General features: G+C 39.5%; 17 protein-coding genes. 3 read left to right on the top strand and 14 right to left on the bottom strand.

Translation table 11 applies throughout. The features are described 5' to 3' along the window. Nucleotides 1-197: 197 nt before the first annotated feature. The 8 genes from BM390_RS13425 to BM390_RS13390 form a co-directional block, all read right to left on the bottom strand. Nucleotides 198-521: a PTS sugar transporter subunit IIA gene (locus BM390_RS13425; protein ID WP_062319781.1), complete on the bottom strand. Its 324-nt coding sequence runs from the start codon at nucleotides 519-521 to the stop codon at nucleotides 198-200. 86 nt (nucleotides 522-607) lie between these two features. Beyond that, entirely contained in the window at nucleotides 608-925 is a 318-nt protein-coding gene (locus BM390_RS13420) for a PTS sugar transporter subunit IIB (protein ID WP_062319779.1), read from the bottom strand. 88 nt (nucleotides 926-1,013) lie between these two features. Beyond that, a complete protein-coding gene (locus BM390_RS13415; RefSeq protein ID WP_062319778.1) occupies nucleotides 1,014-2,099 on the bottom strand; it encodes a DUF871 domain-containing protein in 1,086 nt (361 codons plus the stop codon). A gap of 49 nt (nucleotides 2,100-2,148) precedes the next feature. Then, on the bottom strand, nucleotides 2,149-2,589 hold the full coding sequence (locus BM390_RS13410) for a DUF3284 domain-containing protein (RefSeq protein WP_062319775.1): 441 nt from the start codon (nucleotides 2,587-2,589) through the stop codon (nucleotides 2,149-2,151). Beyond that, entirely contained in the window at nucleotides 2,590-2,772 is a 183-nt protein-coding gene (locus tag BM390_RS13405; protein ID WP_062319773.1) for a DUF3188 domain-containing protein, read from the bottom strand. It lies immediately after the preceding gene. Between the two features lie 102 nt (nucleotides 2,773-2,874). Further along, the gene (locus BM390_RS13400) at nucleotides 2,875-3,102 is read right to left on the bottom strand and encodes a hypothetical protein (protein WP_062319771.1); all 228 of its coding nucleotides are present in this window, start codon (nucleotides 3,100-3,102) and stop codon (nucleotides 2,875-2,877) included. A gap of 159 nt (nucleotides 3,103-3,261) precedes the next feature. Further along, nucleotides 3,262-4,671 carry a PTS sugar transporter subunit IIC gene (locus BM390_RS13395; RefSeq protein ID WP_089855405.1) on the bottom strand — a complete coding sequence of 470 codons (1,410 nt, stop codon included), beginning with the start codon at nucleotides 4,669-4,671 and terminating at the stop codon, nucleotides 3,262-3,264. Nucleotides 4,672-4,949: 278 nt separating this feature from the next. Further along, a complete protein-coding gene (locus BM390_RS13390; protein WP_062319769.1) occupies nucleotides 4,950-6,251 on the bottom strand; it encodes a 6-phospho-beta-glucosidase in 1,302 nt (433 codons plus the stop codon). A 173-nt stretch (nucleotides 6,252-6,424) separates the two neighbouring features. Between BM390_RS13390 and BM390_RS13385 the strand changes: the two genes are divergently transcribed. Next, entirely contained in the window at nucleotides 6,425-7,141 is a 717-nt protein-coding gene (locus tag BM390_RS13385; RefSeq protein WP_062319766.1) for a GntR family transcriptional regulator, read from the top strand. Nucleotides 7,142-7,189: 48 nt separating this feature from the next. Beyond that, the gene (chbG, locus tag BM390_RS13380; protein WP_062319763.1) at nucleotides 7,190-7,888 is read left to right on the top strand and encodes a chitin disaccharide deacetylase; all 699 of its coding nucleotides are present in this window, start codon (nucleotides 7,190-7,192) and stop codon (nucleotides 7,886-7,888) included. Between the two features lie 63 nt (nucleotides 7,889-7,951). Here the strand turns inward: chbG and BM390_RS13375 are convergent, their stop codons facing one another. The 5 genes from BM390_RS13375 to BM390_RS13355 are packed head-to-tail and all read right to left on the bottom strand — an operon-like array spanning nucleotide 7,952 to nucleotide 11,630. Beyond that, complete coding sequence (locus BM390_RS13375; protein ID WP_062319762.1) at nucleotides 7,952-8,839, bottom strand: fumarylacetoacetate hydrolase family protein; 888 nt, start codon at nucleotides 8,837-8,839, stop codon at nucleotides 7,952-7,954. An 11-nt stretch (nucleotides 8,840-8,850) separates the two neighbouring features. Then, nucleotides 8,851-9,222, bottom strand: a complete 372-nt coding sequence (locus BM390_RS13370) for an OsmC family protein (RefSeq protein WP_062319760.1) — start codon at nucleotides 9,220-9,222, stop codon at nucleotides 8,851-8,853. Nucleotides 9,223-9,233: 11 nt separating this feature from the next. Continuing rightward, nucleotides 9,234-9,707, bottom strand: coding sequence for a threonine/serine exporter family protein (locus tag BM390_RS13365; RefSeq protein ID WP_062319803.1), 474 nt, complete (start codon nucleotides 9,705-9,707; stop codon nucleotides 9,234-9,236). Nucleotides 9,708-9,726: 19 nt separating this feature from the next. After that, nucleotides 9,727-10,467 carry a threonine/serine exporter family protein gene (locus BM390_RS13360; RefSeq protein WP_089855402.1) on the bottom strand — a complete coding sequence of 247 codons (741 nt, stop codon included), beginning with the start codon at nucleotides 10,465-10,467 and terminating at the stop codon, nucleotides 9,727-9,729. Between the two features lie 14 nt (nucleotides 10,468-10,481). Then, nucleotides 10,482-11,630 (bottom strand): MFS transporter, encoded by a 1,149-nt coding sequence (locus BM390_RS13355; RefSeq protein WP_089855399.1) that lies wholly within the window; start codon nucleotides 11,628-11,630, stop codon nucleotides 10,482-10,484. 214 nt (nucleotides 11,631-11,844) lie between these two features. Here BM390_RS13355 and BM390_RS13350 point away from each other — a divergent pair, with 214 nt between their 5' ends. Beyond that, nucleotides 11,845-12,417 carry a hypothetical protein gene (locus tag BM390_RS13350; RefSeq protein ID WP_062319758.1) on the top strand — a complete coding sequence of 191 codons (573 nt, stop codon included), beginning with the start codon at nucleotides 11,845-11,847 and terminating at the stop codon, nucleotides 12,415-12,417. Between the two features lie 76 nt (nucleotides 12,418-12,493). Here BM390_RS13350 and BM390_RS13345 read toward each other — a convergent pair whose 3' ends face one another. After that, complete coding sequence (locus BM390_RS13345; protein WP_062319801.1) at nucleotides 12,494-13,114, bottom strand: helix-turn-helix transcriptional regulator; 621 nt, start codon at nucleotides 13,112-13,114, stop codon at nucleotides 12,494-12,496. Nucleotides 13,115-13,213: the final 99 nt, after the last annotated feature.

Genomic DNA, 13,213 nt, shown 5'->3' with positions numbered 1-13,213 from the left:
TATATTTAGAAAGAAAAAGGTGCTAGTGAGTAATTTTAGTGAGCAATCTCTATCTCACTTAAAATCCCTTCACCAACACCAAATATTATACAACCATAAATCAACGAGGAAAAACCTCTTCTTTCCATCCGGTCATCATGACCAAACGATAAGAAGAGGTAGTAGCGATCCTCATATAATTAATTAAGTCTTACGTTTTAATTCGTTTCTTCCATCTTTTTATACATCTCAATCATCTCTCTTACGAGCGTGGCGATGGTCTCTGTACTCATCAATTGATCCTCTGCGTGCATAAATAGCATAGAAAATTCAACGGCCTCACCAGCGGCTTCTTTTTGAATAAGTGACGCATGGACTTTATGTCCTTCAACAAAATATTGATTAGCTTCTGTTAAATTCTCTTCAGCTTGTTCGAAATCACCCGTTTTTGCGGCTTGGAGTGCTTCCATCACTAAACTTTTAGCTGTGCCAACGTTACTGATGATTTGAAAAGAAATCATCTCTAAACTTCCTTCATTCATTTTAAAACCCCATCCTTTACAACACGTGCTTAATTTTTTATTTCTTCTTTATTTTTTTTGGTCTATATTTTAGCCAATCGCTAGCTTTATTTATTCTCAATTAATTTGATAGCTTGCGCTAACACATTTTCACCATTCATCATGCCATAATCTTTCATATCAATGGAATCAACTGGAATATTTTTTCCTGCCATTTTCTTATCAAACTGTGGCTTCATATATCTCACCTGAGGCCCTAATAATAAGACATCAATATCTTTTTTTGCCATGATTTGATCAACTTCTGAGGCTGATACAGCCGAAATATCAGACTCAATATTCTTAGTTTCGGCAACCTTTTGCATTTTTGATACGAGTAAACTTGTACTCATCCCTGCTGAACATACCAATAAAATTGTTTTCATTTCCAACGACCTCCTAATGTCATTACCTCTTCTTTCACTCATCCATCATTCACTGACTCATCTATTCATTGTTACTTCATTTACATAGTTATTCGGCTAAACAAAAACTTGACCACGGCTTTAGATCATCAAGTAAAAAGATCGCTTCTTGTTTGATTTTGCCGACGACATTCCGTTCACCTTTATTTTCAAGCGATGATAAAGCAATTTGTGTTTCACCTTTATATTGACCAAAGTCATTACTTCCGATAATGACAGCGCCTTTTTCAATCGGTTTAACCTCACGCACCGGGAAGTCTTCCGCTTTATATTTAACCCGCGTCGCGGTTGAGCGAATCAAGTACTCTGACCGGTCCCCTCTAAATATATGCGTTTCATCAAATAATATTTTCTTTTCTATCGCCGATAAATCCAGGAGAGGCTCCACCGGTAATAGTGGGTGCTTTGAGAAGAAAGCTTCTGACATGCTTTTTAACTCAGCTTCACTCGCATAAGCATTACCAATAATCAAATCATCAATCGTCCCCATCAAGCGGTAGTGGGTCACTTGTGTCTGAATATCCAATTCACGATGACTTTCCAGTGTACATAATCCGGTTTGAACCGGCCATGGGCCTAACTGGCCGACTTGAGATGTCACAAAGGCAGCCGTCGTAAGACGGTGCTTATTAAAGCACGCCGTTGTCTCTTCAAAATGCGCTTGTGAAATACCGGTATACTTTTGCGGATAAAAATTATGCGACGCACATAAGTAATCGGTATTTGGATGATAACTCATAATGTTGTCAATATACTTTGTCCCACTACTCATGTTCACTTCAATCTTTAATCCGTAAGGATTTTTGGTCATCATCGCTTCTTCTAAACCGGTAAAGCCCAGATCCAATCTAAGCCCTGCAGCACCTAATTCTTTAAAAAAACTCAAATCATCATACCCGATGTCTAATTGTTTGAATAAGCCCGGGCTAATATCTAATATTGTTTCCATACCAATAGAATTTCCATAATCAATTGTACGTTTATATTTGTTAATGACTTCTGTCGTATCGCCTTCAATTTCCAACAAGCTCGTAAAAATTCTCGTAAAACCATACGTTCTAGCTAAATCGAGATAAGCTTGATCCTCTTCAAATGTACTTTTAGACAAGTAGAGTGAGACGCCAATCCTTCGCATGTGCATGCTCCTTTTTAATATGAACCATTGTTTTATTTAATTCTTACTTCTAGGCTTGTGATTGTTGCTGATACCTATAAGTTGACTCGATTTGCTTCAGCATCTCTTTAAACTTTTTCTTTTTAAGAAATGACCAAATCACACCGACAAAGGCATCGTTTAACTTTTGCATATAGCCGCCTCGTGATGTCATAGATTCAGAATAATGCAGTTCAACACGCTCATCATCAAGTGGCTTGATCCGGTAGAGAACCGTAAAGTTGTTTTTACTGCTGATGGTTTGATATTCATAACATTCGTTTTCAACGAGTGTTTTTATTTTCACTGTAGCTGAGGCCGACTTTGAAAATGTTTTTTCGTATTCAAATCCCTGTAGTTCTTTTACTGCGAGCTCTTGATTTGTTTGTTGTTTGACATCAGCTAGTACCGAACGCATAATGGTATCGTAAAAGAATGCGGCCGGGACATTGATTTTCATTGTAAGTTCCATTTATTCCACCTGATTTTCAGAAAGTTTTTGTCGCTTTTCTTTTGTAATCATGACGATACTGATTACAATAAAAAAGCCGGCTGTTACGAGACTCAATATATCATAGGTGCCACTTTTAGCATCTGCGGCAAAAATAATCATTAAACAACCGATACTCAAGAAAAATAATCCCCACTTCCCCATCTTCCACACCCTTTTCACTTATGTCGTATCTTCTTTAACGTGAATCTGTTACGTACATGCTACTGCTTTTCCATCACATAATAACTGATAAACGAACGGTGATTACTGATGATGAGGCACGCTTCGAAAGTAAAGAATCGATCCCCAAGGTTCCGCTTTAATCGCTCGTTTCGCTATTTTTGCGGCTTGTTCTAAATCATCGGTCGTTGTGTCAAAGTAGAGTGAAATCCCCTTTTTTTCTTTAAACGTAAACGTCACATCACCCGTGTCGATGGCTGTTAATAAGTCAATGATCCGATCTTGTTGTGTTGGTGAACTAATTTCTATCATCTTAAGTGACCCCCTTCATCTGTGATTATCTGACTGTCTTTTATTTGTTCATGCCTGTTTATTGTATGAGTCTTTTTGTCAGATGTATATATCATTTATTTGTTGATAGACAAAGGACACCGTTTAAGCGACCTTTGTCTATCTATTATTTTGTTAAGCTTATGATTGATTCTCTTCTGTTGATTCCGGTTCGACTTTATTTGCCGCCATAACAAACGGTGCCCAAATGACAAAGGAGGCAAGCATCGCCACAAGTGTGACGATTGGCGCCCGCCAGTCGGCCCCTGTTGCTAAAAACGATAGTAAGAACGGCGGTGTCACCCAAGCGACTTGCTGTGACACCGGTGCGACTAACCCTGCAATTGTCGCAAAGTAACCGATTGATACTGAAACAACAGGTGCTAATAAGAACGGGAAGAACAAGAGTGGGTTTAACACAATCGGTAAACCGAACATAATCGGTTCATTAATGTTAAAAATACCAGGTCCAACTGATAGATTCGCTACTGTACGATAATCTTTACGTTTTGAGAACATAATAATCGCAATGATTAAAACAATCGTTCCCCCAGAACCACCAAACCAAGAGTAAGCATCAAACGATCCTCTCACCCACATATAACCCTTTTCAATTACAAGCTCTGTCCCACCTTGTTGGAACAAGTTAACGTTATCAATTTGCGCAACACCGAATACCCCTTCTAAAATAGGTGCTAAGACGTTTGGCCCGTGAATACCAAAGAACCAAAACAGTTGAACAAAGAGGGTGACTAAAATTACTGCGCCAAAACCTTGTGATAAACCAAGGAGTGGTAAGGCAATCGTATTTTGTGTCCATTCTAAGAATGTCATACCTGGTACAACTTTTGCAAAAACAAAATAGAAAAGTGCGGCAACATAAAGCGCAATTGTTGCTGGAATAATGGATGCGAAAGCTGTTGAAACAGCTGGCGGAACAGAATCTGGTAATTTAATCGTAATGTTCGCAAGCATCAATTTAGCAAAAATAACAGTAGAAACAAAACCAATAATCATCGCCGTGAAGAATAGGTTCGCGTTTAAGTTCCCTAAAGGAATCCAACCCCAACCGCCGGCGGTAATTTCAGAGGCCGTGGCGGCCCATCCGGCATCATTAATCGAGGTGACGGTTGCTTCATCTAGACTTAACCCTGATAGCGTACCGGAGAAAGCAAAGGTCACACCAGCGATTGTTGCTGCAGTGGAAACAATCCCACCGGAAAGCTCATTGACACCATAGGCTTTAGCCAAATTATATCCCCACGAAAAGACGAAGATTAACCCGGCAATCGCTAAGGTCCCGTTCCAGACAAAACCATTGATCCCAATGATTTCCCTAATAATCGGGATCGAGTTACCATCATATCCATCAAAAAATTGCGGCGGTAAATCTCTAATAAGTGCGTTAATCATAACCGCGACAGAACCAGCCATTGTTGCCGGTATCGTTCCAATAAAGGCATCTCTTAAAGCGACTAAGTGTTTTTGTCCACCAATCTTACCTGCGATTGGAAGAAAGTATTTCTCCAACCATAACGTTAAAGCATTCATTCAAAAACCCCCTTATAATTTTTACTCATGTTGTTAATGAATAGCTTGACACCATTCACACCTATCCCGAAATTCGCTATCACCCCTTTCAAATAATAAAGGTAGTCTTCATGCCTTTGGCCTCCACACGTTGTAAGCGCTTTATTTTGATAGAATGAAAAAATATGCCTTTTACGATGAACGCCTACACCTTTTAGAGTTATGTGTCACATTCTATTTATAGTGGCAGTCAACGTTAGCCCTCAGGGGACTAACGTATCGCTCCACTCTAAAATAGCCTAATTAAACTGCGGTAAATGCGCTTGATGCGCGATAAGTAACTCATCTAACACAACTTTTGCCCGGTCTTCATCTCCGACAAGCGGGTTAAGGAGAAAGGCAAGAAACGCCTCTTCGTAATCTCCTGATAAACTTGCTCTGATGACTTGTTCTTCAAAGGCTTTCATTTTTAAAATATCACCTTTAATTTGTTCGGGTAAGGCACCAGTAGCCAGTGGCATCGGACCAGATTTTGTGATCACACAGTTCACCTCTACAACACTATCGAGCGGCAAATCTCTAATCGCCCCTTGATTAAGAGTATTAACCGTCATAATTTCATGGCTATCATTGTACAAGGCTGACATTAAGCTACAGGCAACGTCACTATAATAAGCCCCGCCTCGGTCTTCTAATTCTTTCGGTTTCTCATGTAGTGTCGGCTGTTTATACAGCTCAAATAATTTATGTTCAACCTCTTGAACAACTTCTGAGCGAGTACCATTTTGTTCGTACGATTGAAGGTCCTTAGCTAACATCGCTTCTTGTTTGTAATAATACTGATGATACGGATTCGGCAATAATTGAAGCGATTTCAAAAATGTTTCCGTCCAGCCAAGACTAACAATATTTGCTGGTGAGTAATTAACCACTTGTTCAATCAGACGGTCAAGCACTTCCTGCGTTCGGTCCATCCCATCAACAAATACTTTTTTACCGTAGACAAAATGATTGAGTCCGACAAACTCAATCCGGACAGATGATGGGTCTACTTCCAATACCTCTGCGATAGAATGTTGCATATTAAACGGAATGTTACAGACCCCGATCACTTTCTTATGTGGACTATACTTAAGTAGCGCTTCTGTTACAATACCGGCTGGATTCGTAAAGTTAATCATCCAAGCATCTGGACAAATATCATGAATATCTTCCGCAATGTCTAGTAAGACAGGAATGGTTCTAAAAGCTTTAAAGATACCACCCGCACCATTTGTTTCCTGACCAATCATACCGTGAGACAATGGGATGCGTTCATCTTTCTCACGCGCTTTTAGCCCACCTACTCTTAGTTGCGTTGAAACAAAAGCCGCATCTTTTAGCGCTTCTTTTCGATTCGTTGTCCAGGACAATGCGATTGGAACTCCTGCCGCTTCAATCATCCGCTTCGCTAGTTCACCAACGATTGTCATCTTGTCGTATCCCTCATCAATATCGACTAATACAATCGTCGAGACTGGAAATGATGAATGACGCTTGATGAGTCCTTCAATAATTTCCGGTGTATAACTAGATCCTCCCCCTATAATGACCAGCTTCATATAAAAAACTCCTTTTAGTTAATCTGTAATTGTTTACAAATAAAATGTATCATACAATTAAAACGTTGTAAATACATTTATCAAAAAATGTTTTTTAAAATAATTTGTTACTACTTTTAATATTATTTGTTATACTAGAAGAAAGATGTCTGCAACGAGGAGGGAGCTTTATTATGGCAGAAAAAAAAGCACTACACGCTTTTATCAAAGAAGAATTAATTGAGCGCATTAAGTCTCAAGATTATAAAGTTGGTGATCAATTTCCGACCGAACATGATATATGTAAAGAATTTAACGTTAGTCGAACGACGGTAAGAATCGCACTGTCTCAACTCGTTCAAGAAGGTTATCTGATTAGACAACGTGGGAAAGGTAGTTTTGTGGCTGAACCAAAAGCAAATCAAATACTTTCTCATACAAATGAGCACTTTGATCAACAATTAAAAGCTCAAGGTAAAGAAGGTAAAATCATCGCAAAAACAATTGAAGTTATTGCGGCAAAGGGATCTAAACAAGAGCGCTTTGGCTTAAATGAAGCCGATCCCATTCAAAAGATCAAGCGGATCCGTATGGTTAATAATGACATTACCCAATATGAGATCGCTTATATTCCTTGGCAAATTGCTCCGGGGATAAAGAAGGAGCAAGTGGAACACTCACTTTATCAAACCTTAAAAAATGATTATCATATCGACATTCATAAAACAACAGAAATCCTTGAAATCACACTAGCAGATAAAGATATTAGTCATTATTTAGCCTGTGACGTCGGTCAACCTTGTTTCTTTATTGAAACCATCGCAGAAGATAAAGACGGCAGAGTCATCGAATTTTCTCGTTCATACTTTAGAGGTGATAAAACGAGCTTTAAAGTTGAACGTTTCTATTAAATGCATTCAAATGTATATACATTTGAATTTAATTGGAGGAGACTACTTATGAAAGTGATTATTAACGCAGATGATTTCGGATTAACGGAAGGGATAAACAACGGCATCATCACCGCTCATACCAATGGCATCGTTACTCGGACAACGCTCATGATGAATGGAATGGCTGTTGATCATGCTATAAAGCTAGCGAAAGCCCATCCAACTTTAAAAGTAGGGATTCATTTAGCCCTCTCTTACGGAAAGCCACTTAGTGAAAAGGTTGATTTACTTGTAGATGAATCACATACATTCAAATTCACAAAGTATGAAACAAACTTAACGCCTTTAGAAATCGAACAAGTGGAACAGGAGTGGGATACACAAATACAAGCCTTTCTAAAGACAGGTTTAACGCTCGATCACATTGACAGCCATCATCACGTACATGGCTGGGCCTGTTTACAGCCTGTGGTTAAACGCTTATTTGATAAGTATCAATTACCTTTCCGCTATACCGAACAATTAGAGAATCCAAGTGATATGTCATTGACTGAAAGCTTGTGGCTAGATTTTTACGGGGATTTAGCGCAACCGAACTTATTTGAACAACTGCTCAAACAACAAGTAGAGACAATCGAAGTTATGACCCATCCTGCTTATGTTGATGAGACCTTACTTAAAACATCTTCTTACACTTACGAAAGAGAGCGTGAACTTGATGTTCTGACGTCACTCAATGTCCCTGAAGCGATTGAACTTATTTAAGTTATGCTACTTATAAATAGAAACGGTCGTCACTATTATGCTAAACGTGACGACCGTTTCTATTTAATCAACTTTATTCTTGAGCGTGCCAATACCTTCAATCTCACAGACAACCTCATCACCCGATTGTAAAAGTCGTGGAGGTTTTTCAGCAAAACCGACACCGTGCGGTGTGCCTGTTAAAATTAAATCCCCAGGTTCTAGTGTGATTAAGTCAGAGATAAACGCAATCAATGTTGGGATATTAAAAATCAATTGATCTGTCGATGAAGTTTGACGTACGTCTCCGTTGACGTATGAGCGAATAGCTAGCTTTGATGGATCTTTTAATTCATCGGTTGTGACAATGACAGGACCTACAGGCGTTGACTTATCAAGTGTTTTTCCTTGAAGCCACTGAGGCGTCCGTTTTTGTAAGTCACGCGCTGAGATATCATTGGCAATTGTATAGCCTAATAGATAATCAAGCGCCTCTGACTCATCAACTTCCGTACACGTCTTTCCAATCACACAGGCGAGCTCTACTTCATAATCTAATTGATCTGATTTAGCCATCCCCATAATGTTAGCCTCATGACCAATTAAAGCATTTGAAAATTTCGAAAAGAGTACCGGTAATTTCGGAACATCATGCCCCATCTCTTTCACGTGATCTAAATAATTCACACCGACACAGATAATTTTGCTTGGACGTGTCACGACGGGACCAAATTCGATAGATTCTTGCTTAATACCAATGGATTGCGATGCTTTCTCAAGTGCCGCTTTTAACGCCGGAAGCGATTGTAACTGGAGATAAAACAATGCAGGATCACTTGTCACCAATTGCTTTACTGCTTCATCCGCTATATATGTTTTTAATGTGTCGACAGGATAAATAAGCGTATCTTTAAGAAAGCCGACTTGATAAGCTTCTTTTGAGTCTTTCAAGCGATACGTTAATATTCTCATCAAGATTCCTCCTAATCTTCGTCATCTAACAAAATGACTGTCACTGGATGTTCAAGTGTATGACCAATGACACAGCCTCGCTTAGCTTTTAATTTCAGCTTCTTAACAAGTGCTGGATCAAGTGCGTCATCAAACTGAATCTTAACCGTTACTTCCGATAACCGGCGCGGCCTTAATGATTGATCACTTGTCGAGGTGACCTCCACATTATAACCAGTCAATTCAAGCCCATCACGCTCATCAAGAAAATCTAACGTTTTCGCCACACACATCGCAACCGATGCTTCTAAGTATTCCACCGGCTGTAAAATAGGGTTCTCGACTTGCTCACCCGACGTTTGGTGTAACGTATGATGTATATTCCTTCTTTTCTTTATAATCACAATGACGCCTCCTAAGACCGTTCAAGACCTTTACGGTCGTATTTATTATGATACCTTTTCCACTTACCATTACGGATCATTTGGTTAATGATCTCAGAGAACACCAGACCTAAAGCAATCGCACCTGAAAGCATCACGACGCGTGCGGCATACGGAATCGCCACGTCATAATTATTTTCAACGAAATGACGCATCGCGTCATACGCCAATCCACCTGGGACAAGCGGAATAATTCCGGATACGTTAAAGATGATAATCGGCGTCCGGAACCATTTAGCAAAAATCTGACTAATGACAGCGACAACGGCGGCGGCCGCAAGTGTTGCGACAACTTCATCAACCGTATTAAGGACGAGTAACCGGTAAAGAAACCAGCCGACGGCACCAACCGTTCCGCATTGAAACAACACTTGTCTTGGCACATTAAAGATAATCGCAAAACCAGCGGCCGCAAAAAATGAAACGACCAGTTGTTCAACTAACATCATCACGTTCCCTCCTCTGTTAGAATATAAAGAATATCACCGCAATACCTGCTCCAATTGCGGCCGCTGTCAGGAAGGCTTCAGCTCCCTTTGTAATACCAGATACTAAGTGACCCGCCATTAAGTCACGCACCGCATTGGTGATCAGTAACCCTGGAACGAGTGGCATAATTGCCCCGATAACAATTTTATCAATCTGATAACCAAGATCTAAAAAGATAATCAAATAGGCAAAGAGGCCAACGAAACTCGCCGCTAAAAATTCCGCAAAAAAACGAATCTTCAACATATCATGAAAGTAACTCATCAGCCCGTAACCAAGTGCCCCGACAAAAAAGGCGGGGAGAAAATCGACCCAAGATCCGTCAAACATAATCGTAAAACATCCACTCGCAAATGCAGCCGCAAGTAATTGAATGTAGTTAGGATACGTATCTTTTTGATTATCAATCGTCTCTAAAGCTTTAGCCGCTTCTGTAACATCTAAGTGACCCGCAGAAATCGCCCGGGACACACCGTTCACTTGGGTAACTTTATGAAGGTCTGTTTCACGACTGACGATCCGAACAAAATTCGTTGGTTCGGTTAAATCTGTCGCAAACATGATGGCCGTCGGAGTGGCGTGCGCCTGAGCACGATCCATACCAAAAGCTTGTGCAATTCTTACCATCGTATCTTCCACGCGGTAAGTCTCTGCCCCACTTTGGAGCATCAACTTTCCTGCTAGAAGACAGACATCTGTAACAGTGTAACGCTCCACGACATCACCCCTTACTAACTATTTTTATAAAACCAGTGATAGACACCAATCATAAATGAACCAACAATCGTCATGATACCCATCGCAATATATAAGGTTTGGCCACCTAAGACTTCAAGCACATAACCTCCACCGAGTGATCCAATAATACCAGAAAAACCGAAGAAGACGGTCATATAAATCAAGTGCCCCGTCGCTTGCATATGTTCTGGGATGAGGCGTGACACATAATCAAAGGAGGCGACATAAAAGACACCAAATGATAAACCGTGGAACACTTGCATCACGACTAGTACATACGGGTCGGCAACGATCCCGTATACAAACCAGCGCAAGGTATAAAGCCAGGCCGCAATAATCATGAAAATCAGTGGATGAAGCTTACGGAACCATTTACCCGCAAACATAAACACAATCGCCTCACTAAAAACACCTAAAAACCAAGCAAGTCCAACTAAATTATCTCTCCCACCAATTTGACGAATATATAAGCCAATAAAACTGTCATTGGTTCTATGCGTAATCGTCACAAGAAACATGACTAAAAGCAGTGTGATAAATTGTTTATTCTTTAATAATTTCCCGACATCTTTAAAATTAATCGGTTTCGTATCGACTTTTACATCTTTTAGTCGTGTCGTAACTAAAAGGAGTGTGATCGTCATTATTCCGTAAGGAATGAATAAGTACTGAATCCCCACCCAATCAACGTATTGTCCAATCACCAATGAACTTACCGCAAAACCAATCGAACCCCACGTTCTAATCGACCCAAATGGAATGCCTAAAGCCTTTGAGCGGCGCTGAGCCAAAGAATCAGCTAAAGGCGAAATAGCAGATGAAAAGAAATAAAAGAAAACAGCTGAAAATAGTAAAACACCTAACACTTCCATCTGGAAGAAAAAGAAACTACTAATGATTAGACCTACAGTCGCGACAAGCAACACTTTCTTTACTGTTCGAAATTTATCACTGATATAACCAAATAGTGGCTGTGAAACAATGGAGGCGGTTGGTCCGACCGCTAATACCCACCCAATTTCTTGTTCTGATAAACCTCGATACGCAAGTAATAATGGTAAGAAACTAATTACCATTGTGTTCGCACCATGAAAACTAAATAGCAACGTTTTCAATGGCACGAGTGATTCTTTATGTGTCAATATTCTTCTCCCCTTCACGTTCAATCCAATTGAACCTATTATATCGATTTATGTTATGAATTGAAAGGCATTCAGACGTTTTGTTTTATAGTGTTTTTAGTTAGGGTATACTAGTTAAAGAGGATGCAGCACGAAAGGATCGAAGTTTTTTTCTGCTACGGCTGTGATTTTCATATTTAAACAATAGTTAAAACAAGAAAGCGAGTGAGTTGTTATGAGAAACAAACGACGGATCGGTATATCTACCGCGATTATTATTTTAGTCATTGTTAGTCTCATCTTTATCTTTAACACATCAAAAACTGAACATGACTTCATTACCTCATCAGAGGTGTTTAACCAAGAAGGAGAGTACTTTGTCTACTTTTGGCAAGAAGAGTGTCGATACTGCCAAGAGATCGAAGCAGACATTCAGGACTATGAAGAAAATGGGCGTCTGCCTTTATATGTCGTAGATATGACTAAACCTGATAATCGTGAACTTTGGTATGACTGGGAAACGCATCACGATGTCAACGATGTTATTATTGGTTACGTAGAAGATGGTGAGGAGTTTTACGAGGAAGACCCTGAGGTATACTTAAATGATTCAGAGATCCAATATGAGCTTATTATCGAGGATGAACAGATTATCGCTCAACACCAAACAGCTTTTTTTAACCCTTCACCCACCGAATTAGATTCACTTGATATCGTGACAACGCCTGCGTTACTCCACGTATCAGATACAACACAACTGGTTGTTGGTGTTGAGGAAGCATTAGCTTTATTGGAACAAGAGCAATAGATTTAGGGCACGACAAAAAAACAACAGCTCTAAAACTTTTTATATGATTGACATATAAAAAGTGCGCTGTTGTTTTTTATAAATAAAGCCATTGTTTTTTCAATGCCTTAATGACAGCATTGGTCCGGTCAGGTACATGTAACTTGTGTAAAATGGAGCTCACGTAATTCTTTACTGTTTTGTCTGATAAAAACAATTCATCAGCAATCCGAACATTGTTGTAGCCTTTCACAAGTAATTGTAAGACTTCCCACTCTCGTCTTGATAGTAAATCAAGAGGTGGTTTAGTTTTCTTGATATGCGACTCGCGGTACACATCGACTAACATTCCACCAAGTAACGGCGAGACGTAACGTTTACCTTCAAAGATGAAACGTAACGCTTGTACGAGTGTCTCTTCATCAATGTCGTAATAAAGATAACCTTCAAGTCCCATTTTAAATAATGGCTTTGCTTCTTTTAGCCCTAGCTCTTCTACCCATAAGACGATCTTCACACCTTCATTGTGTAGCCGTTCTATGTCGTCTAATTTCGTAAGCGCTTCATTCACATCGATTAAAATAATCGACGCTTCATTCATTTCTTCATAATTAAATTGATTACAGCAAATAATGTGGCTTTCGTTAAATCGACGTTTTAATAGTTCCTGAATGCCATCTCTTAATAGAGAAGGTTTTTTTACAAAATAAAAGTTCATATCGTTTATCAACCATTTCTCTTAAAATTTTAACAATTTAAAAAGCTACATTTTTTACACTGTTTTTACCGCACAGTAACCGAACAGTTTTATGTTACT

This window comes from Halolactibacillus miurensis (assembly GCF_900116255.1).
In the GTDB taxonomy this organism is placed as follows: Bacteria; Bacillota; Bacilli; order Bacillales; family Amphibacillaceae; genus Halolactibacillus; species Halolactibacillus miurensis.
Note: the sequence above shows the minus strand (reverse complement) of the source record. Positions and strands in the feature narration are given on the sequence as shown.

Bases quoted from the DNA above. Each gene is read 5' to 3' on its own strand.
- chbG (WP_062319763.1), top strand. From the start codon at position 7,190: ATGAAAGTGATTATTAACGCAGATGATTTCGGATTAACGGAAGGGATA.
- BM390_RS13420 (WP_062319779.1), bottom strand. From the start codon at position 925: ATGAAAACAATTTTATTGGTATGTTCAGCAGGGATGAGTACAAGTTTA.
- BM390_RS13405 (WP_062319773.1), bottom strand. From the start codon at position 2,772: ATGGGGAAGTGGGGATTATTTTTCTTGAGTATCGGTTGTTTAATGATT.
- BM390_RS13385 (WP_062319766.1), top strand. From the start codon at position 6,425: ATGGCAGAAAAAAAAGCACTACACGCTTTTATCAAAGAAGAATTAATT.
- BM390_RS13400 (WP_062319771.1), bottom strand. From the start codon at position 3,102: ATGATAGAAATTAGTTCACCAACACAACAAGATCGGATCATTGACTTA.
- BM390_RS13365 (WP_062319803.1), bottom strand. From the start codon at position 9,707: ATGTTAGTTGAACAACTGGTCGTTTCATTTTTTGCGGCCGCTGGTTTT.
- BM390_RS13390 (WP_062319769.1), bottom strand. From the start codon at position 6,251: ATGAAGCTGGTCATTATAGGGGGAGGATCTAGTTATACACCGGAAATT.
- BM390_RS13375 (WP_062319762.1), bottom strand. From the start codon at position 8,839: ATGAGAATATTAACGTATCGCTTGAAAGACTCAAAAGAAGCTTATCAA.
- BM390_RS13410 (WP_062319775.1), bottom strand. From the start codon at position 2,589: ATGGAACTTACAATGAAAATCAATGTCCCGGCCGCATTCTTTTACGAT.
- BM390_RS13425 (WP_062319781.1), bottom strand. From the start codon at position 521: ATGAATGAAGGAAGTTTAGAGATGATTTCTTTTCAAATCATCAGTAAC.
- BM390_RS13395 (WP_089855405.1), bottom strand. From the start codon at position 4,671: ATGAATGCTTTAACGTTATGGTTGGAGAAATACTTTCTTCCAATCGCA.
- BM390_RS13350 (WP_062319758.1), top strand. From the start codon at position 11,845: ATGAGAAACAAACGACGGATCGGTATATCTACCGCGATTATTATTTTA.
- BM390_RS13415 (WP_062319778.1), bottom strand. From the start codon at position 2,099: ATGCGAAGGATTGGCGTCTCACTCTACTTGTCTAAAAGTACATTTGAA.
- BM390_RS13345 (WP_062319801.1), bottom strand. From the start codon at position 13,114: ATGAACTTTTATTTTGTAAAAAAACCTTCTCTATTAAGAGATGGCATT.